At 63.7% G+C, this 26,568-nt stretch carries 32 protein-coding genes; 24 read left to right on the top strand and 8 right to left on the bottom strand.

Features of this window, described 5'->3' with window-relative positions:
• Nucleotides 1–45 precede the first annotated feature (45 nt).
• The 4 genes from KUF59_RS39865 (at nucleotide 46) to KUF59_RS39850 (ending at nucleotide 2,849) form a co-directional block, all read left to right on the top strand.
• A complete protein-coding gene (locus KUF59_RS39865; protein ID WP_212456756.1) occupies nucleotides 46–414 on the top strand; it encodes a YciI family protein in 369 nt (122 codons plus the stop codon).
• Nucleotides 411–1,703: an RNA polymerase sigma factor gene (locus KUF59_RS39860; RefSeq protein WP_258767985.1), complete on the top strand. Its 1,293-nt coding sequence runs from the start codon at nucleotides 411–413 to the stop codon at nucleotides 1,701–1,703. Before KUF59_RS39865 ends, KUF59_RS39860 begins: the two co-directional genes overlap by 4 nt.
• A gap of 171 nt (nucleotides 1,704–1,874) precedes the next feature.
• Nucleotides 1,875–2,411, top strand: a complete 537-nt coding sequence (locus KUF59_RS39855) for an SRPBCC family protein (protein WP_212456754.1) — start codon at nucleotides 1,875–1,877, stop codon at nucleotides 2,409–2,411.
• A gap of 24 nt (nucleotides 2,412–2,435) precedes the next feature.
• Nucleotides 2,436–2,849, top strand: coding sequence for a VOC family protein (locus tag KUF59_RS39850; RefSeq protein ID WP_212456753.1), 414 nt, complete (start codon nucleotides 2,436–2,438; stop codon nucleotides 2,847–2,849).
• Between the two features lie 10 nt (nucleotides 2,850–2,859).
• Here the strand turns inward: KUF59_RS39850 and KUF59_RS39845 are convergent, their stop codons facing one another.
• Together KUF59_RS39845 and KUF59_RS39840 are read right to left on the bottom strand one after the other, a co-directional pair.
• Nucleotides 2,860–3,291: a S49 family peptidase domain-containing protein gene (locus tag KUF59_RS39845; RefSeq protein ID WP_212456752.1), complete on the bottom strand. Its 432-nt coding sequence runs from the start codon at nucleotides 3,289–3,291 to the stop codon at nucleotides 2,860–2,862.
• A gap of 49 nt (nucleotides 3,292–3,340) precedes the next feature.
• On the bottom strand, nucleotides 3,341–4,129 hold the full coding sequence (locus KUF59_RS39840) for an SDR family NAD(P)-dependent oxidoreductase (RefSeq protein ID WP_212456751.1): 789 nt from the start codon (nucleotides 4,127–4,129) through the stop codon (nucleotides 3,341–3,343).
• A 65-nt stretch (nucleotides 4,130–4,194) separates the two neighbouring features.
• Here KUF59_RS39840 and KUF59_RS39835 point away from each other — a divergent pair, with 65 nt between their 5' ends.
• Nucleotides 4,195–4,596: a cupin domain-containing protein gene (locus KUF59_RS39835; RefSeq protein WP_309500896.1), complete on the top strand. Its 402-nt coding sequence runs from the start codon at nucleotides 4,195–4,197 to the stop codon at nucleotides 4,594–4,596.
• A 200-nt stretch (nucleotides 4,597–4,796) separates the two neighbouring features.
• Here the strand turns inward: KUF59_RS39835 and KUF59_RS39830 are convergent, their stop codons facing one another.
• On the bottom strand, nucleotides 4,797–6,464 hold the full coding sequence (locus KUF59_RS39830) for a methyl-accepting chemotaxis protein (protein WP_212456750.1): 1,668 nt from the start codon (nucleotides 6,462–6,464) through the stop codon (nucleotides 4,797–4,799).
• Nucleotides 6,465–6,802: 338 nt separating this feature from the next.
• On the opposite strand from KUF59_RS39830, the gene KUF59_RS39825 reads away from it, so the two are divergent.
• The 5 genes from KUF59_RS39825 (at nucleotide 6,803) to KUF59_RS39805 (ending at nucleotide 9,307) form a co-directional block, all read left to right on the top strand.
• Nucleotides 6,803–7,456, top strand: a complete 654-nt coding sequence (locus tag KUF59_RS39825) for a glutathione S-transferase family protein (RefSeq protein WP_212456749.1) — start codon at nucleotides 6,803–6,805, stop codon at nucleotides 7,454–7,456.
• Between the two features lie 4 nt (nucleotides 7,457–7,460).
• The gene (locus KUF59_RS39820; RefSeq protein ID WP_212456748.1) at nucleotides 7,461–7,826 is read left to right on the top strand and encodes a nuclear transport factor 2 family protein; all 366 of its coding nucleotides are present in this window, start codon (nucleotides 7,461–7,463) and stop codon (nucleotides 7,824–7,826) included.
• Nucleotides 7,827–7,946: 120 nt separating this feature from the next.
• Nucleotides 7,947–8,363: a YciI family protein gene (locus KUF59_RS39815; protein WP_212456747.1), complete on the top strand. Its 417-nt coding sequence runs from the start codon at nucleotides 7,947–7,949 to the stop codon at nucleotides 8,361–8,363.
• A gap of 121 nt (nucleotides 8,364–8,484) precedes the next feature.
• On the top strand, nucleotides 8,485–8,907 hold the full coding sequence (locus KUF59_RS39810; protein ID WP_212456746.1) for a YciI family protein: 423 nt from the start codon (nucleotides 8,485–8,487) through the stop codon (nucleotides 8,905–8,907).
• Nucleotides 8,908–8,941: 34 nt separating this feature from the next.
• Nucleotides 8,942–9,307: a YciI family protein gene (locus KUF59_RS39805; protein WP_212456745.1), complete on the top strand. Its 366-nt coding sequence runs from the start codon at nucleotides 8,942–8,944 to the stop codon at nucleotides 9,305–9,307.
• A gap of 117 nt (nucleotides 9,308–9,424) precedes the next feature.
• Here the strand turns inward: KUF59_RS39805 and KUF59_RS39800 are convergent, their stop codons facing one another.
• Nucleotides 9,425–9,616 carry a hypothetical protein gene (locus KUF59_RS39800; protein WP_212456744.1) on the bottom strand — a complete coding sequence of 64 codons (192 nt, stop codon included), beginning with the start codon at nucleotides 9,614–9,616 and terminating at the stop codon, nucleotides 9,425–9,427.
• Nucleotides 9,617–9,815: 199 nt separating this feature from the next.
• Here KUF59_RS39800 and KUF59_RS39795 point away from each other — a divergent pair, with 199 nt between their 5' ends.
• The 5 genes from KUF59_RS39795 to KUF59_RS39775 all read left to right on the top strand — a co-directional run bounded on the left by KUF59_RS39795 (nucleotide 9,816) and on the right by KUF59_RS39775 (nucleotide 12,788).
• Nucleotides 9,816–10,556 carry a TetR/AcrR family transcriptional regulator gene (locus KUF59_RS39795; protein WP_212456743.1) on the top strand — a complete coding sequence of 247 codons (741 nt, stop codon included), beginning with the start codon at nucleotides 9,816–9,818 and terminating at the stop codon, nucleotides 10,554–10,556.
• Between the two features lie 120 nt (nucleotides 10,557–10,676).
• Entirely contained in the window at nucleotides 10,677–11,171 is a 495-nt protein-coding gene (locus KUF59_RS39790; RefSeq protein WP_212456742.1) for a DUF2852 domain-containing protein, read from the top strand.
• 189 nt (nucleotides 11,172–11,360) lie between these two features.
• Nucleotides 11,361–11,525, top strand: coding sequence for a hypothetical protein (locus KUF59_RS39785; protein WP_212457009.1), 165 nt, complete (start codon nucleotides 11,361–11,363; stop codon nucleotides 11,523–11,525).
• Between the two features lie 77 nt (nucleotides 11,526–11,602).
• Complete coding sequence (locus KUF59_RS39780) at nucleotides 11,603–11,860, top strand: hypothetical protein (protein ID WP_212456741.1); 258 nt, start codon at nucleotides 11,603–11,605, stop codon at nucleotides 11,858–11,860.
• A 160-nt stretch (nucleotides 11,861–12,020) separates the two neighbouring features.
• On the top strand, nucleotides 12,021–12,788 hold the full coding sequence (locus tag KUF59_RS39775) for a serine acetyltransferase domain-containing protein (protein WP_212456740.1): 768 nt from the start codon (nucleotides 12,021–12,023) through the stop codon (nucleotides 12,786–12,788).
• A gap of 21 nt (nucleotides 12,789–12,809) precedes the next feature.
• On the opposite strand, the gene KUF59_RS39770 is transcribed toward KUF59_RS39775, so the two are convergent.
• On the bottom strand, nucleotides 12,810–13,319 hold the full coding sequence (locus tag KUF59_RS39770; RefSeq protein ID WP_212456739.1) for a winged helix-turn-helix transcriptional regulator: 510 nt from the start codon (nucleotides 13,317–13,319) through the stop codon (nucleotides 12,810–12,812).
• A 207-nt stretch (nucleotides 13,320–13,526) separates the two neighbouring features.
• Between KUF59_RS39770 and KUF59_RS39765 the strand changes: the two genes are divergently transcribed.
• The 4 genes from KUF59_RS39765 (at nucleotide 13,527) to KUF59_RS39750 (ending at nucleotide 17,797) form a co-directional block, all read left to right on the top strand.
• A complete protein-coding gene (locus tag KUF59_RS39765; protein ID WP_212456738.1) occupies nucleotides 13,527–14,186 on the top strand; it encodes a 2-hydroxychromene-2-carboxylate isomerase in 660 nt (219 codons plus the stop codon).
• Nucleotides 14,187–14,257: 71 nt separating this feature from the next.
• Complete coding sequence (locus KUF59_RS39760; RefSeq protein ID WP_212456737.1) at nucleotides 14,258–15,844, top strand: class I adenylate-forming enzyme family protein; 1,587 nt, start codon at nucleotides 14,258–14,260, stop codon at nucleotides 15,842–15,844.
• A 34-nt stretch (nucleotides 15,845–15,878) separates the two neighbouring features.
• Entirely contained in the window at nucleotides 15,879–17,075 is a 1,197-nt protein-coding gene (locus KUF59_RS39755) for an ABC transporter substrate-binding protein (RefSeq protein ID WP_212456736.1), read from the top strand.
• Nucleotides 17,076–17,086: 11 nt separating this feature from the next.
• The gene (locus tag KUF59_RS39750; protein WP_212456735.1) at nucleotides 17,087–17,797 is read left to right on the top strand and encodes an SDR family NAD(P)-dependent oxidoreductase; all 711 of its coding nucleotides are present in this window, start codon (nucleotides 17,087–17,089) and stop codon (nucleotides 17,795–17,797) included.
• Between the two features lie 150 nt (nucleotides 17,798–17,947).
• On the opposite strand, the gene ggt is transcribed toward KUF59_RS39750, so the two are convergent.
• On the bottom strand, nucleotides 17,948–19,663 hold the full coding sequence (ggt, locus tag KUF59_RS39745) for a gamma-glutamyltransferase (protein ID WP_258767984.1): 1,716 nt from the start codon (nucleotides 19,661–19,663) through the stop codon (nucleotides 17,948–17,950).
• 82 nt (nucleotides 19,664–19,745) lie between these two features.
• Nucleotides 19,746–20,393 (bottom strand): TetR/AcrR family transcriptional regulator, encoded by a 648-nt coding sequence (locus KUF59_RS39740; RefSeq protein ID WP_212456733.1) that lies wholly within the window; start codon nucleotides 20,391–20,393, stop codon nucleotides 19,746–19,748.
• A 161-nt stretch (nucleotides 20,394–20,554) separates the two neighbouring features.
• Here KUF59_RS39740 and KUF59_RS39735 point away from each other — a divergent pair, with 161 nt between their 5' ends.
• Complete coding sequence (locus tag KUF59_RS39735) at nucleotides 20,555–22,078, top strand: linalool dehydratase/isomerase domain-containing protein (RefSeq protein ID WP_212456732.1); 1,524 nt, start codon at nucleotides 20,555–20,557, stop codon at nucleotides 22,076–22,078.
• A complete protein-coding gene (locus KUF59_RS39730) occupies nucleotides 22,072–22,575 on the top strand; it encodes an SCO family protein (protein ID WP_212456731.1) in 504 nt (167 codons plus the stop codon). Before KUF59_RS39735 ends, KUF59_RS39730 begins: the two co-directional genes overlap by 7 nt.
• A 22-nt stretch (nucleotides 22,576–22,597) precedes the next feature.
• Here the strand turns inward: KUF59_RS39730 and KUF59_RS39725 are convergent, their stop codons facing one another.
• Nucleotides 22,598–22,885 carry a hypothetical protein gene (locus KUF59_RS39725; protein ID WP_212406184.1) on the bottom strand — a complete coding sequence of 96 codons (288 nt, stop codon included), beginning with the start codon at nucleotides 22,883–22,885 and terminating at the stop codon, nucleotides 22,598–22,600.
• 572 nt (nucleotides 22,886–23,457) lie between these two features.
• Between KUF59_RS39725 and KUF59_RS39720 the strand changes: the two genes are divergently transcribed.
• The 3 genes from KUF59_RS39720 to tolR all read left to right on the top strand — a co-directional run bounded on the left by KUF59_RS39720 (nucleotide 23,458) and on the right by tolR (nucleotide 26,568).
• Nucleotides 23,458–25,002 carry an FAD-dependent oxidoreductase gene (locus KUF59_RS39720; protein ID WP_212456730.1) on the top strand — a complete coding sequence of 515 codons (1,545 nt, stop codon included), beginning with the start codon at nucleotides 23,458–23,460 and terminating at the stop codon, nucleotides 25,000–25,002.
• A 357-nt stretch (nucleotides 25,003–25,359) separates the two neighbouring features.
• Nucleotides 25,360–26,076 (top strand): protein TolQ, encoded by a 717-nt coding sequence (tolQ, locus tag KUF59_RS39715; RefSeq protein ID WP_212456729.1) that lies wholly within the window; start codon nucleotides 25,360–25,362, stop codon nucleotides 26,074–26,076.
• A 39-nt stretch (nucleotides 26,077–26,115) separates the two neighbouring features.
• On the top strand, nucleotides 26,116–26,568 hold the full coding sequence (gene tolR, locus KUF59_RS39710; protein ID WP_212406158.1) for a protein TolR: 453 nt from the start codon (nucleotides 26,116–26,118) through the stop codon (nucleotides 26,566–26,568).

Below are 26,568 nucleotides of genomic sequence, written 5' to 3'. Positions count from 1 at the left end.
GGGCATAGTGGGTCGTCTTCATCATGAGAACAGGATTTGTCGCCCATGCTCTATGCCATCCTTTGCTATCACGACGAGGATTTTGTCGGTTCCTGGAGCAAGGAACAGGACGAAGCCGTGATGAAGAAACTCGCCGTGGTGCAGGACAAGCTCACCAGCCAGGGCCGGCTCGGCCCGGTGGCGCGGCTGCTGCCGACCACGGCGGCCGCGACGTTGCGCAAGGAGGATCCGCCGCTGGTGATCGACGGCCCCTATGCCGAGACCAAGGAGCAATTGCTCGGCTTCTACATCGTCGACTGCAAGAATCTCGACGACGCGCTCGACGTTGCGCGCGAGCTCGGGGCGGCGAATCCCGGTGGCGCCTATGAGGTGCGTCCCGTCGGCGTGTTCAGGCCCGGAGGGAATCTGACGTGAGCGAGACCGACGCCGCCTGGATCGAGACCGCGCTCACGTCCGCGCGTCCCCAGGCGGTCGGCGCGCTCTTGCGCTATTTCCGCGATCTCGACACCGCGGAAGAGGCGTTCCAGAACGCGTGCCTGCGCGCGCTGAAAACCTGGCCGCAGAACGGGCCGCCCCGCGACCCCGCAGCCTGGCTGATCATGGTCGGCCGCAACGTCGCGATCGACGAGGTGCGCCGCAACCGCAAGCAGCAGCCGCTGCCCGAGGACGACCAGGCGATCTCCGACCTCGACGATGCCGAGGGCGCGCTCGCCGAGCGGCTCGACGGCTCGCATTACCGCGACGACATTTTGCGGTTGATGTTCATCTGCTGCCATCCGGAATTGCCGGCGACGCAGCAGATCGCGCTGGCGCTGCGCATCGTTTCCGGCCTCACGGTGAAGCAGATCGCGCGCGCCTTCCTGGTCTCGGAAGCCGCGATGGAGCAGCGCATCACGCGGGCGAAGGCGCGCATCGCGGATGCCGACGTGCCCTTCGAGGCGCCCGGCGCGATCGAGCGCTCCGAGCGGCTCGCCGGCGTTGCGGCGATGATCTATCTGATCTTCAATGAAGGCTATTCGGCGAGCGGCGACACCGCCGAGATCCGAAAGCCACTATGCGAGGAGGCTATCCGGCTGGCGCGGCTGCTGCTGCGGCTGTTCCAGAGCGAGCCGGAGATCATGGGACTCACCGCGCTGCTGTTGCTGCAACATGCGCGCAGCGAAGCGCGCTTTGCGGCGGACGGATCGCTGATTCTGCTCGAAGACCAGGACCGCTCGCGGTGGAGCGGCCCCATGATCGCGGAGGGGCTCGCGCTGATCGACAAGGCGATGCGCCACCGCCGCACCGGGGCCTACCAGATCCAGGCCGCGATCGCCGCGCTTCATGCGCGTGCGGCGACGCCGGAGGAAACTGACTGGGCGCAGATCGACCTGCTCTATGGCGCGCTCGAGCTGGCGCAGCCCTCATCGGTGGTGACGCTCAACCGCGCGGTCGCGGCCTCGAAGGTGCGCGGACCCGAGGCGGCGCTTGCGATGATCGAGCCGCTGGCGCCAAAGCTCGCAAATTATTTTCACTTCTACGGCGTGCGCGGCGCCTTCCTGATGCAGCTCGGCCGCAACGAGGAAGCCCGCATCGCCTTCGACCGCGCCATCGCGCTCGCCAACACCTCCGCCGAAGCCGCTCATATCCGCATGCATATCGACCGGCTGATCAGGGACAGCCAGCCGAAGGGCAGCAAAGGCAAAGGGGCGAAGGCGAAGTGAGGGCCTCGCCGCCGTCATTCCGGGGCGGTCCGCAGGACCGAACCCGGAATCTCGAGATTCCGGGTTCGGCTCTTCGAGCCGCCCCGGAATGACGTTCAGAAAAATTGTCGTTCCGCCCTTGTCGGCCCCGCACACCCTTCTTCGTCCTAGGGCCATACGAAGGAGCCCATCATGTTGAAAGCCATCACCATCATTGCCGTCGTACTTGCGGTCGGGATCGTCGTCGTCCTCGCGCTCGCCGCGACCAAGCCCGACAGTTTTCGCGTCGAACGCTCGCTCGCCGTCAAGGCGCCGGCGGATGTGATCTATCCCCTGATCGCCGATTTCCACTTCTGGACCGGCTGGTCGCCCTATGAGGGGCGCGATCCCGCCATGAAGCGCGCCTTTGGCGGCGCCGAGCGGGGCAAGGGCGCAACCTATGCCTGGGACGGGAACAGCAATGTCGGCGCCGGCCGCATGGAAATCCTCGAGGCGAGCACGCCGTCAAAGATCCGGATCAAGCTCGATTTCGAGCGGCCGTTCGAGGGACACAACACGGCCGAATTCACAATGGCGCCGCAGGGTGATGCAACACTGGTCACATGGGCGATGTACGGTCCCGCGCCGTTCATGTCCAAGGTGATGCAGGTGTTCATGAACTTCGACAACATGATCGGCAAGGATTTTGAGGCAGGCCTCGCCAGCCTGAAGAAGCTCACCGAGAAGTAGGCGCATCACGTCAAGGAGAGAAACATGCTCAATCCCTATGTGTTCTATGAAGACAAGTGCGAAGCAGCCTTCACCTATTACGCCCGCGTTCTCGGCGGCAAAATCGACGCGATGCTGCGCGCGTCCGAAGCGCCGCCGGACATGCCGGCAGCACCAGGCCGTGAGAAGACGGTCATGCATGCGCGGATGTCGTTTCCCGACGGCAGCATCCTGATGGCCTCCGACGCGCCGCCCGAGCATGTGCAGAAGGTGCAGGGCTTTTCGATCTCGCTGACGATCACCGATCCCGCGGAAGCCGCGCGCAAGTTCAACGCGCTCGCCGACGGCGGCACCGTCACCATGCCCTTCAGCAAGACCTTCTGGGCCAAGGGCTTTGGCATGTGCGTCGACCAGTTCGGCATCCCCTGGATGGTGAACTGCCCGGCGGAAGGGATGTGAGTGGCTTAGGCTACCTGCACCGTGGATAGATCGCCGCGAGGTCGCGTCCTTTCAGCACCAGCAGCCGCGACGTCAATCCGCCGTGGCGGCTGATCCAGTCGCGCACCGGGCCGGGATAGGCAGCAAGCACGGCGTCGGACGCTTCCGGCTCGGCATAGAAGCGACCGCGCCGGTCGACCGAACGTGCGGCGTGGAAGCCGAGCACTGCGCGCTTGGTGACGCAGATGCGCTCACCCGGCACGATGCTCAGGACCAGCGTGCAGGCGGACAGGCAGGGCCCGTCGATCACCACGCGCTCGCCGGTCTTGCGCACCTTGTCGAATAGTTCGAGGAACGGGCCGACTTGCCCGCCGGGACTTTGGATGATGCGGATTTCGGCCGCAGCCGGTGCGGAAAGGAGCAACGCGGCGGAGAGGATGCAGGCCTTGACGACGCGTTGCATGAAGCCTCCACAAGTTCAATCCCGCGGGGCTAACCCACCCTACGAAGTGCTATCCGTTCCGGCGCTGCCCGCGCAGCGTGGGCAGCCCGATGCCGGCTGCATCGAAGCCGCCATCGACGGCCAAAATTTGTCCGGTGATGTAGCTCGACCGTTCCGAGCAGAAGAAATAGATCGCTTCGGCGAGTTCCTCTTCCAGCCCGTAGCGGTTGAGCGGGATGGCGTCGTGATAATCGGCGCGGATCTCCGGCGTGTGCACCTGCTTGGCCATGGCGGTGTCGACCGGGCCCGGCGCGACCGCATTGACGCGGATGTTGAGCGCGGCGAGTTCCACCGCGAGCTGCTTTGTCAGGTGCGCAAGCCCAGCCTTGCTGGTGCCGTAGGCCGAGCGCAGCGTGGAGGCGCGCACCGCTGAGATCGAGGTGATGTTGACGATTGCGCCGCCGCCATGCTCGCGCATCAGGGGTACCGCTGTCTTGCTGCACAGGAACGGGCCGGTGAGATTGACCTCCAGCACGCGGCAAAAATCCGCATCCGACGTCTCCATCAGCGGCGCGAACACCGCGATGCCTGCATTGTTGACCAGCGCGTCGAGCCGGCCGAAGCGCTGGTCGATTGCCTTCACCGCGGCGCTGACCGCGGCGGCATCGGAGACGTCGCAGGTCAGCGCCAGCGTCTCATCCGGCCGCGCGATCTCGGCGACCGCTTGCGTCAACTGCTCGCCCGCAATGTCGAGCAGCGCCACGCGCCAGCCCTCGGCCAGGAACTTTTTGGCGGTCGCAAGCCCGATGCCGCGCGCGGCTCCGGTGACGAGGGCGACTTTTGGCGAAGCTGTCGGCATTTGCTACTCTATCCTTGTTGCGCGTGGGTCGCGCGGGCGACCTTTGCGTCTTTTACTGCGCTTTCGTGCCGGCAAGAAAGGCCTACGTCATGCAGCCGATCGATCCCAGCGCTCTCGAAGAATGGCGGCCGGGCGTGCAGACGCGCATGCTTGTCTCGGCGCGCACCGGCTCTGCGGCGCTCTGCGTCTTCGAGCAATGGGTCGCGCCGGGCGCGGGCGCGCCGACCCACTCGCACACGGTCGAGGAGGTGCTGACGGTGCGCGAGGGCGAGGCCGAGATCTGGCTCGACGCCGAGCGCGTCACGGTGACGGCCGGTCAGTCCGTGCTGGTAGCAGCCCATCGCAAGCACGGTTTTCGCAACGTCGGGGTAGCTACGCTGCACGTCCACGCCGTGCTCGCGTCGCCGATCTTCGAAGCCCTGCCCGAGGGCGCAACGGAGCCGACGCGTCGGTGGGCCGCCGGCTAAATTCGAGATCAGGTGTTTCCTATTCCCGTCACCCCCGCGCAATGGCGAAGCCATTGTCGCTGGAGGCGCCGGAGCGAAGCGGAGGCCTCGAAGGGCGAACGGCCACCAGCCGGGCCGCTCATCCTTCGAGGCTCGCCGCGCGACGCGGTGCGTCGCGTGGCGAGCACCTCAGGATGACGGGAGGGAGTGGAGAGAGAGGCCTACGCCAGCTCGGCGGAGGCGCGCTGCATGTTGGCGGACATGTCTGCGGTAACGATGCTCTGCTCCTCGACCGCGGCGGCGGTGGAGGCGATGAACTCGTTGACGCTGGCGATCGCGCTCTTGATCGCGCCCAGCGAGCTTGCGACGTCGCCGGAGATGCTGTTCAGCGCATCGATCTCCGAGGAGATCGTGTCGGTGGCCTGCTTGGCCTGGTTGGCGAGGCTCTTCACCTCGGAGGCGACCACCGCAAAGCCGCGGCCGGCCTCGCCCGCGCGCGCCGATTCGATCGTGGCGTTGAGCGCGAGCAGGTTGATCTGGCCGGTGATCCCCGAGATCATCTCGACGATGCCGCGCATCGCCTGCGCGGCGGCATTGAGCCGCTGGGCCTGGCCGTCGGCGGCCTCGACCCGGGTCGTCGCCACTTTGGAGTTTTCGCGCGACTTCGCCATGGTCTCGGAGATCTCGCGGATCGAGGCGCTCATCTCTTCGCTGCCGGCGGCGACCGCCTCGATCAGGCCGCGCGCATTGTCGGCCTTCTTGCGGCCGATCGCCTGCGCGGTGATGTCGGTGGCGTATTTCACGACCTTGTAGGGTTTGCCGTTGAGGTCGAAGATCGGATTGTAGGACGCCTGGATCCAGATCTCGCGGCCGCCTTTGGCGATGCGCTTGTATTCGGCCGCCTGGTATTTGCCGCGGTTGAGCGCCTCCCAGAATTGCCGATAGGCCGGCGAATTGCGCTCGTTCGGCTCGACGAACATGCCGTGATGCTTGCCCTGGATCTCGGCAAGCGAGTAGTCCATCGCGGCGAGGAAGTTCTCGTTCGCGGTGCGGATCGTGCCGTCCATGTTGAACTCGATCACCGCCTGCGACTTGCAGATCGCGGCGATCTGTCCGTCATTGTCGCCGGCTTTGAGCTTCTGCGCGGTAACGTCGGTTGCGAACTTCACGACCTTGAACGGCCTGCCGTTCTCGTCGAGGATCGGATTGTAGGTCGCGAGGATCCAGATCTCGCGGCCGCCCTTGGCGATGCGCTTGTACTCGCCGGCCTCGAACTCGCCGCGGTTGAGCCGCGCCCAGAAATCGGCATAGGCCGCACCGGCGCGGTCCTCGGGCGTGACGAACAGGCTGTGGTGCTTGCCCTGGATCTCCGCGAGCGAATAGCCCATCGCCTTGAGGAAGTTCTCGTTCGCGGTCACGATCGTGCCGTCCATGTTGAACTCGATCACAGCCTGGGCGCGGCTGATCGCGGTGATCTTGCCGGCGTCCTCCATGCTCTTGACCTTCTGAGCGGTGATGTCGGTCGCGAACTTGATCACGCCGACCGGCTTGCCGTTGCCGTCCATGATCGGATTATAGGAAGCCTGGATCCAGACCGGGCGGGCGCCCTTGGCAAATCGCTTGTACTGGGCGGCTTCGAACTCGCCGCGGTTCAACCGGGCCCAGAACTCGCGATAGGCGGCCGACATGCGCTCGGCCGGATCGACGAACATGCTGTGATGTTTGCCCCTGATCTCCTCGAGCATGTAGCCCATCGCGTTGAGGAAGTTTGCGTTAGCCGAGACGATGGTGCCATCGAGCTTGAATTCGATCACGGCCTGCGAGCGGTCGAGCGCCGCGGCCTGGGCCAGCGCATTTTGGATTCTTGCTTTGCCTTGGAAGTTGAACATGAGGGGCCCCGATAAACTGACAGATGATGCAATGATCTCAAAGGTTGCATGCGGTCGTTTAGCAACCGTGAACCTCGCTCTCGGTCGATCTGGTGGCTCACTTTGATTTCCGAAAATGCATCTTCTTCAATCTGCGGAGTTTCCCCATTCATATTCACGGCAGCGGTCACTACTTTGATGCCGCTGACCTTCCGTATTTGTACGGAAGTGGCGAAAAATATTCCTCGCGCCGTGCCTGGAACTCAGTCGCGCGGCGTCGGCTCACACGTGGGTGGTTCGTCTTCAATGCGCGATCCCAAGAATGCGCGATCCCAAGACCAAGAGGACCAGGAGTTTCCATGTCGCTCACACTGCATTTCCATCCCTTGTCGTCCTTCTGCTGGAAGGCCCTGATCGGGCTCTACGAGAATGACGTCGCGTTCACGCCGAACCTGGTCAATCTCGGCGACCCCGCCGAACGCGCGACGTTTCTCAAGCTGTGGCCGATCGGCAAGTTTCCGGTGCTGGTCGATGCTGCGCGCGGCGAGACGATGCCGGAATCCAGCATCATCATCGAATATATCGACCGCCATTATCCCGGCCGTACGCGCCTCATCCCTGAAAATCCCGACATTGCTTTGCAGGCGCGGCTCTCCGACCGCTTGTTCGATCTCTATGTCCATCTTCCGATGCAGGAGATCGTCGGCGACCGCTTGCGCCCGCAGGACAGCAAGGACCCGTTTGGGGTCGCGGCGGCGCGGGCGCGGATCCGCTCGTCCTATGCGATGATCGAGCAGCAGATGGCGCGCGGGCCCTACGCCACAGGCGAAGTCTTCACGCTCGCTGATTGCGCGGCCTTCCCCGCGCTGTTCTATGCCGACAGGGTCGAGCCGTTAGGTCCCGAACACCGCAATATCGCGGCCTATGTCGAGCGGCTGAAGGCACGTTCCTCGATCGCGCGCGTTCTCCGGGAGGCCGAACCCTATTTCGGCATGTTCCCGAAGGAGGCGTGACCGCATGCCGGCCGATCGCGAAAGACTGATCCGGGATCTCTTCGCGGCCTATCTCGCCAATGACCGCGAGCGTGTCGCGGACGCACTGGCCGACGATTTCCGCTTCACCAGCCCCTTTGACGACAACATCGACAAGGCGACCTATTTCGAGCGTTGCTTTCGGGACTCGGGGTGGATCGCGCGCCATGACATCGAGCGGATCTTCGTCCGGGACGATGAGGCCTTCGTCACCTATCGCTGCATGGCAACAGATGGCAGGAGCTTTCGCAACACCGAGTTCTTTGCCTTCGCCGGCGACAAGGTCCGCCGCATCGATGTCTATTTCGGTGCGACCTATCAGCACGGCAGCTTCGTTCGGCAACAGGGCTAGTGCCCGCCTCGACCTCGCAAATAATTTTCACCGGTGTGTCGGGGCCGTAGGGGCTGGTTCGTCTTATGGATGAGCGCCGGTGATCCCGGACTGAAGAACGAGAGCAAACGGAGCACGACGATGCGTTTCATGGTGATCGTAAAAGCGAACCGGGATACCGAAGCCGGCCAAATGCCGTCGACGGACATGCTGGCCGCCATGGGCAAGTTCAATGAGGAGATGGCCAAGGCCGGTGTGATCGAGGCCGGGGAGGGGTTGCATCCGACGGTGAAGGGCGCGCGGGTCAAATATGCGAGCGGCGCGGCCGGCGTCACGCGCGGCCCGTTCAAGCTGACGTCCGACCTGATCGCCGGCTTCTGGCTGATCAAGACCGCCTCGCTTGATGAGGCAATCTCCTGGATGAAGCGCGCGCCCTTCGAACCCGGCGCCGAGATCGAGATCCGCCAGGTGTTTGCCGTGGAAGATTTTGGCGAAGCCCTTACGCCGGAGCTGCGCGAGCAGGAAGAGCGCACCCGCGCCTACGCTGCGAAGAAGTGACGGCGTAGCCGTCATTCCGGGGCGCGCGAAGCGCGAACCCGGAATCTCGTTCCACGACCTCTGGATTCCGGGTTCGATGCCAGCGCGTCGCCCCGGAATGACGAAGCAAACGAGGACACCCATGCGTTTCATGATGCTGATGATCCCTCTCGGCTATGAGACCGCGCCGCCGGACGTGCAGCTCGATCCCGAGCGCGTCGCCGCGATGATGCGCTACAATGAGCAGCTACAGGACGCCGGCGTGCTGATCACGCTGGACGGCCTGCATCCGCCGTCGATGGGCGCGCGCGTCTCCTTCGCCACCGGCGAGCCCCTCGTCACCGACGGTCCCTTCGCCGAGGCCAAGGAAGTGCTCGGCGGCTACTGGATGATCGAGGTTGCCTCGCGTGCCGAGGCGATTGCCTGGGCCAAGAAGTGTCCGGCCTCGGCCAATGAGGTGATCGAAATCCGCCAGGTGCAGGAGATGACCGACTTTTCGCCGGACGTGCAGGAAGCCGCCGCGGGCTTTGCCGAGCTCCAGAAGGGCAGCAGGGCCCGCCGCTAGATCGCCTTCGTCAGCAATCAACCAGGAGAAGACCATGAGCACGAATGACCTTTATCTCGCTGTCTATATCGGCAGCAAAACCAGCCCGAGGATGGCCGCCTGGATGGCGCTGCCCGAAGCCGAACGCAAGGCCAAGGAGATCGAGGGCGTCAAGGCCTGGAAAGGCTGGGTCGAGAAGCACCACTCCGTCATCGTCGAGATGGGCGGCCCGCTCGGCAAGACCACGAAGATCGATGCAAATGGCGCCACGGACGTTACGAACCAGCTCACCGGCTTCACGTTGGTGCGAGCCCCGTCCCAGGCGGCCGCGGCAAAGCTGTTCGAGAACCATCCGCATTTCGCGAACTTCCCGGGCGAGGGCGTCGAGGTGATGCCGGTCCTGCCGATCCCAGCGGGTTAGTCCAGGCGGCCGTCATTCCGGGCGGAGCGTCGCATTGAACCCGGAATCCGGCGGGCCTTGGCTTGAATTTCCGTAACCACCCTTCCGCAAGGGACCGCGATTGTTTGCGGTCGGACGTCAGGCCGGCGTCGCCTTGCGGCGGGGTGGCAAGAGCGCCAGGACGAGATACGGAAGAGGATAGAACAGCCCGCCGATGACGAACCAGGCGGCCCTGGAGCGTCCTCTCTCCGCCGCGAATTTCGCAGTGTAGCGCCCGCACACATAGATCAGGCTGAGATAGAGAATTGCGGCAAGGATCACAGGAAGCATGGCGGGGACCCATCGATGCTGTCTGCGAAACATACAGAAGCTGGGCACCGGGGCCACACACAGGGGCGTTAACGCTCGGATTTCGAATGTGAGGCGCAAGCCTGTTGGGTCAGACCTGAGCCACCCCCGGAATGATCCGGTTCACCAAATCTGCCCCTGCTAGTGACCTTCGCGTCCGGCTCATGTAAAAGCCTTTCACATGAGCTGGCGCAAGGAGCAGCGCCGCGCCGAGCGCGGCTATCATCACGGCAACCTGAAGGAAGCGCTGTTGCAGGCAGCGCTGGGGCTGATCGCCGAGAAGGGCGCGGCCGGCTTCACCTTTGCCGATGCCGCGCGCATGGCCGGCGTCAGCCCGGCAGCCCCTTACCGGCATTTTCGCGACCGCGACGAGCTGTTGTCCTCGATTGCCCAGCGCGGTTTTGAGCAGTTCGAGCAGCGGCTGACGGCGGCCTGGGACGACGGGCGGCCCGACACGGTCTCGGCGTTCGAGCGCGTCGGCAAGGCCTATCTCGCCTTCGCCCGCGAGGAGCCAGCCTTCTATTCCGCGATGTTCGAATCCGGCCTTCCGGCCGATGCCAACCCTGCCTTGCTGGCCGCGAGCGAGCGCGCATTCAGCATCATTCGCGCCGCTGCCGAACGGCTCGCAGCACTCGCACCCCCGGGCACGCCGCGTCCGCCCGCGATGATGATGGCGCTGCATATCTGGTCGATGGCGCACGGCGTCGCCTCGCTGTTCTCCCGCGGTGACGCGGCGCGGCGCAAGCTGCCGATGTCCCCGGATGATCTTCTCGAAGCCGAAGTGCTGATCTATCTGCGCGGCCTCGGCTTCCCAACCGACCGCCGCCCGCCGCCCAAAGGCGCCGAGCCGCCGCCGGTCCCACCGGAGGCCTCCTCCGGTTCGGGGGTCCCTCCCGGCGGCCCCTGGGGCAAGCCGAAATAAGATTGCGCAAATAATTGATCGGACCTGTCGGGCGGCTGGCTTGACAAAAACAAGAGATGGGTTAGCTATGTAAATGTTATTTACATTCACAACGGCGCAATGCCGTGATGGAGACGGGAAATGGCCTACACCGCAGATGTCAATCGATGGCGCGGCCCTTCGGACGAAACCTATCATCGCCCCCACATGCTCGACACGCCCTGGCATCCCGGCTGGATCGCCGTGACCATCCTCGGCTTCATCATCTGGTGGCCGATCGGACTTGCCCTTCTCTTTTTCACACTCGGGAGCAGAAAGATGACGTGTTGGAGTCACCGCGACGGCGATCGCTGGCAGAACAAGATGGAGCGGATGCAGTACAAGATGGACCGCATGCGCGACCGCATGGAGCGCCGCGGTTTTGGCTTCGGCTTCGGCCCGCCGTCGTCCGGCAACCGCGCCTTCGACGAATACCGCACGGAAACGCTGCGGCGTCTTGAGGAGGAGCAGGTCGAGTTCAAGAACTTCCTCGATCGCCTGCGTCACGCCAAGGACAAGGAAGAGTTCGACCAGTTCATGGCGCAGCACAAGCCGCGTCCGACTCCGCCGAACGATCAGTCGCCGCCGCAAGGCTGAAGACTGAGCCGAGCCTCTAAGCCTTCAGGCGCAATGCCCCCAAAGTCCTGATGGCCCCGAGCCGCCCGTCTGCGAGATCCGCAGGCGGGCGGTTTGGTTTTGAGCGGGCAGAACCTGGGCCCAGCTATCAGACACCAAGCTTCGTGCGCGCCGTTCCGACCGGGAGCGGCGCCTTTGTGGACGATGCCCATGATGGACGCCTGGACCCGATTTCTGCTCGGCGCGACCTTTGTCGCGGTGGTCGGCTATGTCGGCCTCGTGTATGGCGGCTGTGCGCTCGATCGTGACTGCCATTTCCGCAACTGCGGCCGTTCCTTGTGTGGCGTTGTCACAGAACCGGCCCGGCATCGATAGATTGCCAGAACCCGGACGCGGTTAGGGCCGACAAAGCAGGGAAGGCGAGGCATTCCGCCGCGCCCATCTTGTTCGTCATGACCAACGCCCGACGCAAGCAGATCAAGAACCGCCTCGCGCTGCTGGAGCGTGCGTCGATGCTGTTTGGCCGCTACGGCGCCTTGGTGCCGTTGGCGATCGCGTATCTGCGCGGCTGGCCGACGCATGTCGAACTCTATCCGAATACGCAGATCGGCGAATCCTGGAAGGTCTTTCTCAGCCTCTTCCTCTACTGGCTCGCCGCTCTCGCGCTCGAGCGTGCCGTCTCATTTGTGCAACGGAGTCTTGAGGCATGATCGTGCTGCAAGACTTTGCGCTGTACGTGCTGCCGGTGCTGATCGCGCTCGGCGGCTGGCTCTATGCTCTCGGCTTGACCGGGCGCGGGCCTTTCGCCTGAACTGGCGCGCTGGCGGCGGGCATCCTATATTCGTTCTCCCTGCTATGACTGGAGGGCGGATGGCGAGAGCTACGATCGTATCGAGCGGCGACCTCTGGCAGGAGATCCGCACCGAGGCGCAACGCGCGGTCGCCGCCGATCCCGTCTTCGGCGCAGCCCTGTCGGATGCCGTTCTTGCGCATCATGATCTGGCGGCTGCACTGTCCGACCTGATCGGACGCCGGCTTGGTGGTAACGCGGTCGCCCGGGCGCAATTTGCAAAGCTGTGCAGCGACGCCTTTCGCGACCAGCCGGAGCTGGTCGAGGCGGCGAGCCATGACCTGCAAGCCATCGCGATCCGCGATCCGGCCCTCACCGGTCTGTTGTCGCCGCTCCTGCACTTCAAGGGCTACGTTGCGCTCGAGGCCTGGCGCGTCTCGAGCTGGCTCTGGCGTCACGATCACATCGATCTGGCGCTGCTGTTTCAGAACGAGGCGTCCAACGTCCTGCAAGTCAGCATTCATCCCGCGGCGGGAATCGGATCATCGGTTTTTCTGGATCACGCGACAGGAATCGTGATCGGCGCAAATGTCGTGGTGGGCGACGACGTCACTATACTCCAGAATGTCAGCATTGGCCGGCAGGGAGGGCTTCCCAACCGCAGTCCAAGCATCGGCCGCGGCGTTTTTATCGGCGCCGGAGCCACGATTCTCGGAGATATCCGCGTCGGCGATTTCGCGAAGATCGGCGCCAACTCGGTCGTGACGAGTGATGTCCCTGCCGGCTGCACCGCGGTCGGCCATCCCGCGCGATTGACCAATTGTCCTGAGCCCGCCCCCGCGGCCTGATCGCTGCGGGTGGCGCCGGCTTCATTTCGCGCGGGCCGATAGTTCGGCCGCGCGGGCGGCTAGTTCCTCGGCCGCACCTTCCGCGGCACCCGGGCCGGCATGGACGTGGACCTGCTTGGCGACGATCGGCTCGCCGCACTCCGAGCACACCATCACCGGATCGAACATTTTTCCGCAGTTCTTGTGCTCATGGAGCAGGGGACGGCCGCGCTCGTCGACCATGTGCGTGTCACCCCAGTGCACGATCGTCATCACCACGGGATAGAGGTCGAGCCCCTTCTGCGTGAGGATGTATTCGTAGCGCGTCGGGTTCTGCTGATAGGGCGCGCGCCGCAGCACGCCAAAGCGCACGAGCTTCTTCAGCCGGTCGGCCAGCACGTGACGGGTGACGCCGAGCCGCGACTGAAACTCCTCGAAGCGACGCACGCGCAAAAAACAGTCGCGCAGGATCAACAGGCTCCAGCGGTCGCCGATCACGGCGACCGTGCGCGCCACCGAGCAGCGTTCCTGTTCAAGCGAGTCCCAGCGCATCGTTCGTCCTCGAAAAGCGTCTGACTTTCCAACACGTTCTCATGCGTCTTATACAAAATTCCAAAACGGAATTAAAGCCACGAAGCGTTTCAGAAATGGCCAGAAATCGCGGTATTTCACGAAAAAGTTGACAGTTCTATTTTAGAACTATATGGCTCTTCGCCAAGATCGACCGCCCAGAGCGGCCTCGAGGCGAGGGAGATGTCCATGTCGAATGCGCAAGCCGTGAAGGTGCAATTCCTCTTCGACTTCGGCAGCCCGAACGCCTACCTCTCCGACCGCGTCATCCCCGATATCGAGCGCCGTACCGGCGTCAAATTCGACTACGTGCCGGTGCTGCTCGGCGGTATTTTCAAGCTGACCGGCAATGCCTCGCCCGCGGAGACGCTGCGCGACATCAAGAACAAGCGCGACTACATGACTATCGAGACCGCGCGCTTCCTGCGCCGGCACAGCATCACCGGCTTCAACCCGAATCCGTTCTTTCCGGTCAACACGCTGCAACTGATGCGCGGCGCCGTGGCGGCGCAGGCGCTCGGCCTGTTCGAGCCGTATTTCCGCGCCGTCTATCATCACATGTGGGAAGAGCCGAAGAAGATGGACGATCCGCAGGTGATGCGCTCGGCTCTCACCGCCTCCGGCCTCGACTTCGACCTGATCGCGGCGAAGTCGCAGGAGCCGGCAGTGAAGAACCGCCTGATGGAGCTGACGCAGGACGCGGTGAACCGCGGCGCGTTCGGCTCGCCGACCTTCTTCGTCAATGACGAGATGTTTTTCGGCAAGGACCAGCTCAGGGACGTCGAGGAGGAGATTGTTGCGCAGCTTGGCGCGGCGAAGCCGCGCGTCGCCTCTGCCGCTGGCGCCTGAGGCGCTGCGCTCGACGTCTCGCGCGCGACAGAGCCCATAAGGGCCGGCGCCGTCTTTCAAGGGAGGATCGTATGGACATGACCGACGCCGAGTTCGACGAGCTGATCGCGCAACTGCCGCGACGGGTTCACGACGTCTATGCCCCCTTCGTCGCGAGCACGCCCGATGCACCGGCCTTCGTCGAGGCCGGTCGTGTCTGGACCTACCGGCAGTTCTCCGATGCGGTGGATGCCGCCGCGCGCGATCTCGCCGCGCTCGCGATCCGGCCCGGCGACCGCGTCATGGTGGCGAGCGAGAACAGCGTCGCGCTCGGGGCCATGCTGTTCGCCGCAGGCACGCTCGATGCATGGGCCATTCCCGTCAATCCGCGACTGTCGGGCCGCGAGCTCGACCAGATCGCCGCCCATAGCGGCGCGCGCCGCGTGATGTTCAATGCCGCGCTGTCGAAGGAGGCTGCCGATCACGCGACCCGCGTTGGCGCGCAGCTCCGCGCCATCGGTCCGTTCGGCGGCATCGGTGTCGGTCCGCTCAACGATGCGACGCAGGCCGAACCCGTCACTGATGGCAACGAGCGGCAGGTCGCGGCCCTCATGTACACGTCCGGCACGACAGGCGCGCCGAAGGGCGTGATGCTCAGCCATCGCAATCTGCTGGTCGCGGCGAGGGTCTCCGGGCTAATGCGCCGCACCGCGCCCGGCGATCGTATCTATGGCGTGCTGCCGATGTCGCACATCGTCGGCTACTCGATCCTCCTGATCTCGACGCTAATGCACGGCGCCGCCCTGCACGTCGTGGCAAAGGCCGATCCGGCCGCACTTGCCCGGGCGATCGCGGAGGAGGGCATCACCACCATTTTTGGCGTGCCCGCGACCTATCAGCGCCTGCTCGAATACAAATCCGTCAACGGCATCGCGCGGCTGAAGCGCGGCAGCCTGCGGCTGATGGGCGTTGCCGGCGCGCCACTGGATTTGAGCCTGAAGCAGCGCATCGAGGACGAGTTCGGCATTCCCCTGCTCAATGCCTACGGCATCACCGAATGTTCACCGGGCCTCACCGGCGTGCGCGAGGCCGATCCCGTATCAGATGAATCGGTCGGCCCGCTGCTGCCGGGCATCGCGTACCGGATCGTAGATCGCGACGGCAAGGCGGTCGGCACGGGCGAGGTCGGCGAGCTGCATGTGCGCGGCGCCAACGTCATGCTCGGTTATTACCGCGCCCCGGACCAGACTGCCGCTGGGATCGATCGCGACGGCTGGTTCAACACCGGCGATCTCGCCCGCGTCAACGCGCGCGGACATTTTTACATCGTCGGACGCACCAAGGAGATGATCATCCGCTCCGGCTTCAACGTCTATCCGGCGGAGATCGAGGCGGTGCTCAATTCGCATCGCGACGTCGTGCAGTCGGCCGTGGTCGGACGCCCCGTCGAGGGCAACGAAGAAATCGTCGCCTTCGTGCAGTTGCTGCTCGGCGCGAGTATCGACGCCGAAGCCCTGGCAGCCTACGCGGCCAACCAGCTCACGCCCTACAAGCGGCCGAGCGAATTGGTGGTGCTCGACACCTTGCCGGCGGCGTCGACCGGAAAAATCCTGAAGCACAAGCTGCGCGATCTCGCGATCGCGAGCGCACGAACAGGCAGTACGGCTGCGGTCGGCTGATTGCGACGGAAGGAAGAGCAAGGGGAGGGATCGGATGTTGAGAACACTGGCGGCCTCGGCCGTTCTGCTTGTCGCGATGGCGAGCGCTGCGTCCTGCGAAACGCAAGGAATCAGCGAGACCGAAATCAGGATCGGCGCAACCTTTCCGTTCAGCGGACCGGCTTCGCCCCTGAGCAACACCGGCAAGGGCCTGATCGCCTACGTCAATTCCATCAACGATCGCGGCGGCATCAACGGTCGCAAGATCAACCTGATTACCTATGACGACGCCTACAGTCCACCGAAGACGGTGGAGCAGACGCGAAAACTCGTCGAAAGCGACGAGGTGGCGTTTCTGTTCAGCCCGCTCGGCACGCCCGGCATCAGCGCCACCATCAAATACGTCAACGCGAAGAAGGTGCCGCACCTCTTCGTGGTGAGCGGCGTGACCAAGTTCGCGAACTTCGCCGAGTTTCCGATGACCACCACGGGGTTGCCGAGTTACAACACGGAAGGGCGGATCTACGCAAAGTACATCGCCCAGACCCGGCCGAACGCGAAGATCGCGATCCTCTATCAGAACGACGATCTGGGTAAGGATTTTGTCGCCGCGTTCAAGGCGCATCTGAAGGACGATTTCGACAGGAAGGTCGTAGTGTCCTCCTACGAGGTGACCGAGCCGACGATCGAGTCCCATGTGGTCGCGCTGAAATCGTCGGGCGCAGAGGCGTTTCTCTTTGCCGGCACGCCGAAATTCGCGGCGCAGGCCATCAAGAAGTCCGACGAGATCGGCTGGAAGCCGTTGTTCCTGATCAACCTGGTGTCGACCTCGGTCTCCTCGACCATCGTCCCCGCGGGGCCGGAGAAGGCGGTCGGCATCATCGCTGCGACGATGCTCAAGGATCCCGGCGACAAGAAATGGGCAGGCGATCCCGGTATGAACTGGTACCGCGAGCACTTTGCAAAATACCTGCCCGGCGCCGACATCGGCGATGCCAATTATCTGTTCGGCACCCAGCAGGGACAGATCCTCGAGCAGGTGTTGAAGCAATGCGGCGACGATCTCTCGCGCGAGAACATTTTGAAGCAGGCGCGGAACATCCGTGGACTGTCGCTTCCGACCCTCATCCCGGGAGTGACGATCAACACCGGTCTCGACAACAGCATGGCCTATACCCAACTTCAGCTCCAGCGCTGGACCGGAAGCTCGTGGGAGCAGTTCGGCAGCGTGCTGAGCGCGGACGGAAATTGAGGGAGCATGCCATGAAAACGGCCATCGTGATCGGTGTCGGACCTGACCGTGGGCTCGGGGCCCAGCTCTGCAAGCGCTTTGCGGCCGACGGTTTGAAGGTGATCGTCGCGGGCCGCACGCTGGCGGCGCTCGAGGCGGTCGCCAACGACATCGAGAAGGCCGGAGGCAAGGCGGTGCCGGCCGTCGCCGATGCTACCAGCGAAACCGATATCGTCGACCTCTTCAACGCCGCGGGCGAAGACCTCGACCTCGCGATCTACAACGCCGGCAACAACACGCCCGGCAAGATCATCGACATGGAGGCCGACTATTTCGAGAAGGCCTGGCGCGTCGCCTGTTTCGGCGGGTTCTTGTTCGGTCGCGAGGCGGTGCGCCGCATGGTTCCGAAGAAGAGCGGCACGTTGCTGTTCACCGGCGCCAGCGCCTCGCTGCGGGGACGGTCGAATTTCGGCGCTTTCAATTCCGCCAAGGCGGGCCTGCGCACGCTGGCGCAGGCGATGGCCAAGGAATACGCCGCCGACGGCATCCATGTCGGCCATGTTGTGGTCGACGGCGCGATTGCCGGCGACAAGATCATGACGCGCTTTCCGGATGCCGCGGGCCGGCAGGAGACCCTGATCAGCATCGAGGGCATCGTCGACGGTTTTGCGTTCCTCTACCGCCAGCCCGAACGCGCGTGGTCGTTCGAGCTCGACGTGCGCACGTCGAAGGAGAAATGGTGATCTCTGTAGGGTGGGTTAGCCCCGCGGCTGCGCGAAGCGCAGTCCGCTTGGCGTAACCCACCTCTTCTCTCGCGGCGACAGAAGTGGTGGGTTACGCTTCCACCTTCGCTCTTCGAGCTACGGCGGAAGCTAACCCACCCTACGCATCCCTCAATACCCGCCAGCAAGCCCCGAGTTGCGGCGGGGATCGTTCGCGCCATAGTAGCGGTTGTTGCCGACCTGCTTGCCATTGAGCGACGGCGCGCCGACGATGATGACCGCCAGATGGTTGGCCGGCTGCGGCGGGCCGAACTTGTGGCCCATGCCTTCCAGGATCTTTTGCGTATCCGGCGACAGGGCATAGTTCTCGACGTTGGTCAGGTCCGGCAGCCATTGCTGGTGGATGCGCGGCATGTCGACGGCTTCCTGCGCGTTCATGCCGTAGTCGATGGCATTGATCATGGTCTGGAGCACGGCCGTGATGATGCGGCTGCCGCCGGGCGTGCCCACCACCATGACCGTCTTGCCGTCCTTGGTGACGATGGTCGGGCTCATCGAGGAGAGCGGACGTTTTCCCGGGGCAATCGCGTTGGCCTCGCCTTGCACCAGGCCATACAGGTTCGGCACGCCGACCTTGGCGGTGAAGTCGTCCATCTCGTCGTTGAGAAGGACGCCGGTCTTGGCCGCCGTCACCTTGGCGCCGAACCAGTCGTTCAGCGTGTAGGTCACCGACACCGCGTTGCCGTCCTTGTCGGCGATCGAATAGTGCGTGGTGTTGCTGCCCTCATGCGGCGCGACCCCCGGCTTGATGTCCTTGGACACGCCGGCCTTGCTCGGATCGATCACGGCGCGGATTTTTGCCGCGTAGTTCTTGTCGAGCAGGCGGTCGAGCGGGTTCTTCACGAAGTCCGGGTCGCCAAGGTAGCTGTTGCGGTCCACATAGGCGTGCCGCATGGCTTCGATCTGGACATGCGTGGCCTGTGCGGAGTGGTAGCCCAGCTCCTTCAGCGGGTAGCCCTCCAGGATGTTCAGGATCTCGCAGATGACGACGCCGCCCGAGCTCGGTGGCGGTGCTGAGATCACGTGGTAGCCGCGATAGTCGCATTCGACGGGTGCGAGCTCGCGCGTCTTGTAGCCGTCGAGGTCGTCTTGCGTCAGCAGGCCCTTGCCGGCCTGGCTCGATGCCACGATGGCGCTGCCGACCCAGCCCTTGTAGAAGCCGTCGGTGCCTTTGCTGCTGATCTCGCGCAGGGTCTTCGCGAGTTCCGACTGCACCAGTTTCTCGCCCACTTCGAACGGCTTGCCGTTGTTGAGGAAGATGCCGGCGGACGCAGGGTCTTCCTCGAAATCCTTGGTCGCCGTGCGCAGCAAGTCGATGTCACCCTGGTCCAGCGCAAAGCCCTGCTCGGCGAGCTGAATAGCCGGGGCGAGCAGGTCGGCGCGCTTCATGGTGCCGTATTTTTCACGCGCATATTCCATGCCGGACACCGAGCCGGGAACGCCGACGGCCAGATGCCCCTTGGTCGAGATACCCTTGATGACGTTGCCGTCCTTGTCGAGATACATGTTGGCGGTCGCGCCCTTGGGCGCCGTCTCGCGGAAATCGAGGAAAGTCTTGCGACCGTCAGCGAGCTGGATCGTCATGAAACCGCCGCCGCCGAGATTGCCGGCTGCTGGATAGACGACGGCCAGCGCATAACCGACTGCCACTGCGGCATCGACGGCGTTGCCGCCGCGCTTGAGCACGTCCACGCCGACCTGTGTTGCCAGATGCTGCGCGGAAACCACCATGCCGTTTTCGGCGGCGATCGGCGCAACCGATGCTGCGTGCGCAGGGCCGAACGTCGTGAGGCTGACCGAGACGATCGCGGCGGCCGTCCACCGCACGCCTGTTCCTGAATGTTGCAAAGGGGGCTCCCTGGGAAGGCCGGTGATCCCGGCGCGTGTTGTTAGCGACGAGCGCACCCTATCAGGGCGCATGACCGCTCACCACAGGCTCGACGAGCTCGGGTATCGGGCGGGCAACGATCTCATGAGCTTCTGCATCATCGATCGCGAGCGCCTTCAGCAGCATCACGCACAGGGCATCGCCACTGCGAACTGGCCGACCTTCCTGGAGCACTGCGCGCAGACCCCAACGGACCGAACCGACGACGAGATCGCACGCCGCCATCAGGTCGTCGAACTGGAAGCGACCCTGCTTGCGGCCGATCTCCAGATCAGGCCTCGGATATTGCAGAAGATCCTCCGAAACAGCCTCGTTGTCGGCCGACATCGAATAGACGAGCCATCCCCAGGTCTCGTTCCGGGCCGCGCACGCGAACACGAGCCGTGCCTCGGTCGCGATCCGTTCGGCGGGATCTTCCAGGCTTTCGCAGGTTCTATGGATCTGAAGGAAAGGGGCGCGGCCTGCGGATGACCAGAGATCGTCGAGCAGTTCCTTGCGCGTGGAATAGTGGTTGTAGAACGTTCCGCGCGCGACGCCCGCTGCGCGAATGAAATCGTCGATATTGGCCCTCTTCTCGCCGAGCTCTGCGACCACGCGCGCACTCGCTGCCAACAGTTTCTGCCGCGTGCGCTCCCGGCGCTCGGCCCCGATTTCTTGCCGCCTGCTCATGCAGATTCCATAGGAAGTTGCGTCTGCCTTGGGAAGTCTCATTGTCCAAATTGACAAAATATGTCCATAATGACAAAATATGTATAATTTAATGAGAGGGCAGTCAGAAAGGCGTCGACCGCACTAGCGTTGCACGCCCGCCCCAGAGAGAGGAGGCGCCTTTGGCCACGAACGCAGAGTCCAGCATCGCCGCTCCGCTGAAATGGGCGGCGTCGCTCCCCGAGCTCGATGACCTGCAAGTCGGCGCGTTGCGCCGGATGCTCAACCTGGCTGGCCAGCTTCCGGACGACTGGTCTGGCATGCAAGGCCCGACGACGATGCAGGAGGACTTTGGCGGCCTGCGATTCCAGCTCGCCTATATGAGCTACGCGCTGGCACTCACTCACGTGCATCGCCTGCCGGCGGCGCCGGGCCTCTTCAAGCGACCCTTCGAGCAGTTGATCGAAAAGATGCTGTCGCCCGATGTCTGGGCCTATTGGCACTATGTCAGCACCGGCAACGGGCCGATCAATCGCAACCAGGGTGAGCTGCCGGCGCAATGGAATCCGGTCGGCAAGGACAACATCATGTACAGCGCCTACATCCAGTCGATGGCGCTGATGTACCGCTATCTCTTTCGCGACGTCCGCTATGCGAAGGAAGGCGCGTTGACCTTCGCGGTACAGGCCATGTTCTGGGGCGACGGGAGCCTGCGTTTCTCATATGACGAGCGCTCACTCAACGAGCATCTCTATTGGGCCATGGTCGAGCGAGGCTTCCTCGGCATCGCCTGTGAACCCAATTGCGTCTTCCAGATATGCAATCAGCCGGCCATCATCGGCTTCCGCATGCATGACCTGGTCTACGGCACCTCCCACGCCAAGGACGTGATGGACGGCTATGACAAGGCCTGGGCGGATTTCGGCGTCGTCACCGCGGATGGCCATTTCAACATGATGGTCATGGAAAAGGAACGGGTGGTGGTGACGCCGCCCGAAGCGCCCTGGGTCGATTTCTGGCTCGCGGCTCTCATGCATGCCTGGAAGCCCGCTTTGGTCGAGGAGCGCTTTCCTGTGCACATCGCCCAATGGAGCGTGGCGGCGCCGCACGACACGCTGTGGATCCGGCCCGCGGTCCAGCGCAAGCTCGACATGTCGCCGGTCATCTCCGCACGCGATCATGGCTGGGCCGCAGTTGCGGCGGCTGAAGTCGGCGATGAGGAAACGCTGACCCGTCTCTTGGGCTACGCCGACCGGTTCATGAATCCCGTGCGCGAGAACGGCGCCTATTATTATCCGCGTCGGGATGAGCATTTCGACGCGCAGGGCCGGCTCTCCGTGATGGATCCGCACACCGGCAATGTGTTGCTTGGCTATGCGCGCCTCAACGTGAAGGATGGCTTACGCAAACTGTTCGAGGGACCGCTGAGCGACGCCCATTTCGCGGCACCGGCGCTGGCTTCGCTCTCAAAGGGCATCAATGTACGCCGCGCGACCTATGATGCGGGGCGGCGCATGCTCGCGCTCGCGCTTGACCCCGTCGCAGGCGCAGCCGACGTCGTCCTCGTCTTTGACAACGCGGTTCAGGCGGGCATGCCCGAAATCATACACGACGCGGCTGATACGCCGCGCGTGATCGTTGCAGGAGATCAGTTGGAGATGCGCTTCAACATGTCCCGCCGCACGAGCCTCGTCCTTGCATGGTAGGAGCACCAGGCCACCCGGTCTTCACCCTGACCGACCATTTCGGCAAGCAGGCCACGGAGAAGGATTTTCACGGCTGGTTTCAACTGGTCTATTTCGGTTTCACCTCGTGCCGCGTGGTCTGCCCTCGCGCTTTGACAAAACTGTCCGGAGTCCTCGAGACCCTGGGCGATGAAGGTGCGCGCCGGATCAAGCCGCTTTACATCACGGTTGATCCGGCCCGCGATACGCCGCAAGCGATGAAGACCTTTCTGGAGACGGGCTATCCCCGCTTCCTGGGTCTCACCGGTCCCGAACAAGCTATCGAGGAAGCGAAGACATCCTTCCGGGTCTTTGCACAGCGCAAGTCTGACCCCGCCGATCCGGACGGCTATCAAATCGCCCACACGGCCATTGCCTACTTCCTCGACCCGGGCGGCAACTATCTCGATCATTTCCCCGACGCGACCGAAGCAGGCAGGATCATCGAGCGTATCCGCGGTCACCTCGCGAAGGGGTAGGGCCCGGCGCTTGGTCGATGGATCAGGCGGCAGCCTTGTTCTTGATGGCTCCGATGATCGCGGTGAGGATCGCGCCGCCGGCGCCGCCGGCGACAACCTGTGACACAATCCCGCCGACGCTCAGATTTCCCGATTGCGCCGCGGCCAAGACGGACGGCAGCAGCAACGTCGCGATCTGTCCGAGCACGCCGCCGCCGACCAAACCGGATATGATGTTGCCTGCCATTCCGAGATCGAATGTCGGCGACGACTTCCCCGCGCCGATTCCACCAAGCGCGCCCGCAACGAGGTTGATCAGAATCTGTTCCATGCGGATCTCCCGTGTGACGTCCTCGGGCAGTTCGCCAGCCACTACCATCAGTTGTTTGACGAGCGGCCCACCAGCACTCTCACGCGGCTTGCAGGCAAAGACAACAGCGCTCAAGGTCACATGGTCGTCACGTCAGGCACAAACTGCATATCTGTGGTGCCGGCGCTTGGCGCGTCGATCGGGCAAGCGCAATCCGCCGGGTCCGCGGCAACGGACGAGGCGGGTTACGCCAACAGTGACGATGATCTACTAGGCGGCGCGCCGATTGTGTTCATCACCGCCACGAGGGATTGATGCTCATGACAAAACCTCGCCAAAATGATTTTTGGGAGCAATGTCCCGCAGAAAGACAGGTTCCTGTCGCCATGGCTGCCCCTTTCCGATCGGGCTCGCCCGCGCCGACGCGCTGGTGCATGGGGAAGCGATCCTTCTCCATTTTCGCGGCTTGCTAAGGCTCAGTCGGGGCAGGCGGACCTTGTCGGTGCGCGTGGTCTAAACGCCGCGGCCCCTCGATCCCCGACAAGGGAACGCTTGTGCTTTGCCTTTCGTTTGTCCGCGAGAGGACAAATCCCATGAACGTGCTGGATGAGGAAACCAAGTCGCTTTGGATGGAGACATTCATCCCGGCGGCTTCGCGCTTCTCGGGTCAGGAGCGTGCCGACGTCGGTGTCGTCGGCGCCGGCATCGCCGGCCTGTCGGTTGCCTATGAGCTGGCCGCGCGCGGGCGCTCGGTCATCGTGCTCGACCGCGGCAGAATTGGCAGCGGAATGACGGCGCGCACCACCGCCCATCTGGCAACGGCCCTGGACGACGACTACAAGGAGTTGATCAGGGTTCGGGGTGAGGATTGCGCACGGCTGTACTATCAGAGCGTCGTCGCCGCGATCGACCGCGCGCAGGCGATCCAGTCTGCCGAGGGAATTGACTGCGATTTCCGCCGCGTCGATGGCTATTGGGTGTTGGCGCCGGAGACGTTGCCATCGCATCTGGACGAGGAATTCGAAAGCTGCAGGAAGCTGGGAATCCCCGTCGAGTTTTGCAGCGATCCGACACCCATCCATCAAGGCGGTCTTGCGCGCTCGCTTCGTTTCCCCCGGCAGGCCCGCTTTCATCCGACCAAATATCTTGCCGGATTGGCCAAAGCGATGCATCGGCTCGGCGCAAGGCTTTACGGTGACACCTGCGTCGAGACGATCGAGCGCGGCCGCGGAGAAATCGTTCTCAAGACGTCAGGCGGCGAGGTGCGGGTCACGGACGTCGTTGTCGCGACGAACTCGCCAGTCAATCTGCGCGTACCGATCCATACCAAACAGGCGCCCTATCGCACCTATGTGATTGCAGCCAAGGTCCCGGTCGGTTCGCTGCTGGATGCGCTGTATTGGGACACGCTCGATCCCTATCACTATGTCCGCCTGCAGCCTAGTTCGGCGGATGAGGACATCGTGATCGTCGGCGGTGAAGACCACAAGTCCGGCGAGGCCGACGATGGTCAGGCGCGCTTTTCCGCACTCGAACAATGGACGCGCGCGCGGTTGCCGATGATCGGCGGGATCACCCATCGCTGGTCGGGCCAAGTGCTCGAACCCACGGACTTCACCGGCTTCGTCGGACGCAGCCCGGACGAAGCGCATGTCTTTCTCGTCAGCGGCGATTCCGGACAAGGCATGACCAATGGCCTGGTGGCGGGCCTGCTGATTGCGGATCTGATTACGATCGGCGGCAACAGCTGGGAGGCCGTCTATCTGCCCGAGCGCAAGATCTCCAAGAGCATCACCACCTTCATCAGCGAGAACATCACGCCGCTGAAGAACATTGCGGAATATCTCGGCGCCGAGGCACTAGCCTCGGTGGAGCGGCTTCGCTTGGGAGAGGGCCGGCTGGTTCGCAGCGGATTGAAGAAGATTGCCGCCTGCCGCGACCGCCACGGCGAATTGCACCTGCTGTCGGCAAGCTGCACCCATCTTGGCTGCGTCGTGCATTGGAACTCGCTGGAGCAATGCTGGGATTGCCCCTGCCACGGGTCTCAATTCGCGCCTGATGGTACTGCGCTCAATGGGCCCGCCGTATCTCCGCTCGAGCCGATCCAGATCCCGCCCAGCGTTCAGGCCGCGGAATAGAGGCAAGGGGGAGGGAACCAGGCTCAACTTGCGGGCCCGGCAGGTCCAATCCAGCCAGAGCACCCGGCCCAACTCCCTGCACCGCCAGCCATTCCGGCAGCCAAATTCGGCTGCGGTAACCCCGCATTAACTATCGCTGGCGTCTGGTACATGCGTAAAAGTCGCGCCCGGAGCCCTTAGTTTTGACATCTTGGCGGGGAAAGCAGACGGCCGGCTTCGGACGGGCCGCTGCAAACCGAAAAGACAAGGCTTTGAGCGGGCTTGCGAGCCGCGCCGTGGGTGCGTGGCCTTGGGGATCCGGCAGCCCATTTTGCTCCCGGGAAGACGTGGATCGATCGCCTTGAGAGGATACTGCCTATGAATCCGGCCGACGTCGCTCAGTCAGCCCTTCCGGTCGCGGCTTCCGCCGACGTGTCGCTGATTGCGCTGTTCTGGCAGGCTCACTGGATCGTGAAGGCGGTCATGCTGGGACTCTTGGCCTGCTCGGTCTGGGTCTGGGCGATCGCGATCGACAAGATCTTCCTCTATGCCCGCACCCGCCGCTCGATGGATCGTTTCGAGCAGGCGTTCTGGTCCGGCGAGTCGATCGAAGAGCTCTATCGCACGCTCTCGGCCAAGCCGACGCATTCGATGGCCGCCTGCTTCGTGGCGGCGATGCGCGAGTGGAAGCGGTCCTTCGAAAGCCATGCCCGCTCGGTCGCGGGCCTGCAGATGCGCATCGAAAAGGTCATGAACGTCTCGATCTCCCGCGAGATCGAGCGGCTGGAGCGCCGCCTGCTGGTGCTCGCCACCGTCGGCTCCGCCGGCCCCTTCGTCGGCCTGTTCGGCACCGTCTGGGGCATCATGTCGAGCTTCCAGTCGATCGCGGCCTCGAAAAATACCTCTCTGGCGGTGGTCGCGCCCGGTATTGCCGAAGCGCTGTTTGCGACCGCCATCGGCCTTATCGCCGCCATTCCTGCCACTATTTTCTACAATAAGTTCACGTCCGAGGTGAACCGGCAGGCCCAGCGGCTGGAGGGCTTTGCGGATGAATTTTCGGCCATCCTGTCCCGCCAGATCGACGAGCGGGCGTAACGGACGGTATAGTATGGGCTTGAGCGTGGGCTTCAGATCATGGCGATGAACGTAGCCAGTTCGTCCGGTGGCGGCGGCCGCCGCAGCCGGCGCAAGCCGGTCATGGCCGAAATCAACGTCACGCCGATGGTCGACGTGATGCTGGTGCTGCTGATCATCTTCATGGTGTCGGCGCCGCTGCTCACGGTCGGCGTGCCGCTCGATTTGCCGCAGAGCCAGGCCAAGAGCCTCGAGACCAACGATCAGAAGCCGCTGCAGCTCTCGGTCGATTCCAAGGGCAAGGTTTTCATCAACGACACCGAGGTCGCGATCAACGAGCTGATCCCGAAGTTGAAGGCGATTACGGATGCCCGCGGCGGCCTCGAGGAACGTATCTACATGCGCGCCGACAAGAAGGCCGATTACGGCACGGTGGCGCAGGTGATGGGCCGGCTGTCCGGCGCCGGCTTCAAGAAGCTGGCGCTCGTCACCGAAGTGGAGCAGGGGACTTAA

Source organism: Bradyrhizobium arachidis (assembly GCF_024758505.1).
Lineage (GTDB): Bacteria > Pseudomonadota > Alphaproteobacteria > Rhizobiales > Xanthobacteraceae > Bradyrhizobium > Bradyrhizobium manausense_C.
The sequence above is the reverse complement of the archived record's forward strand: the minus strand, read 5'-3'. Positions and strand labels throughout refer to the sequence as shown.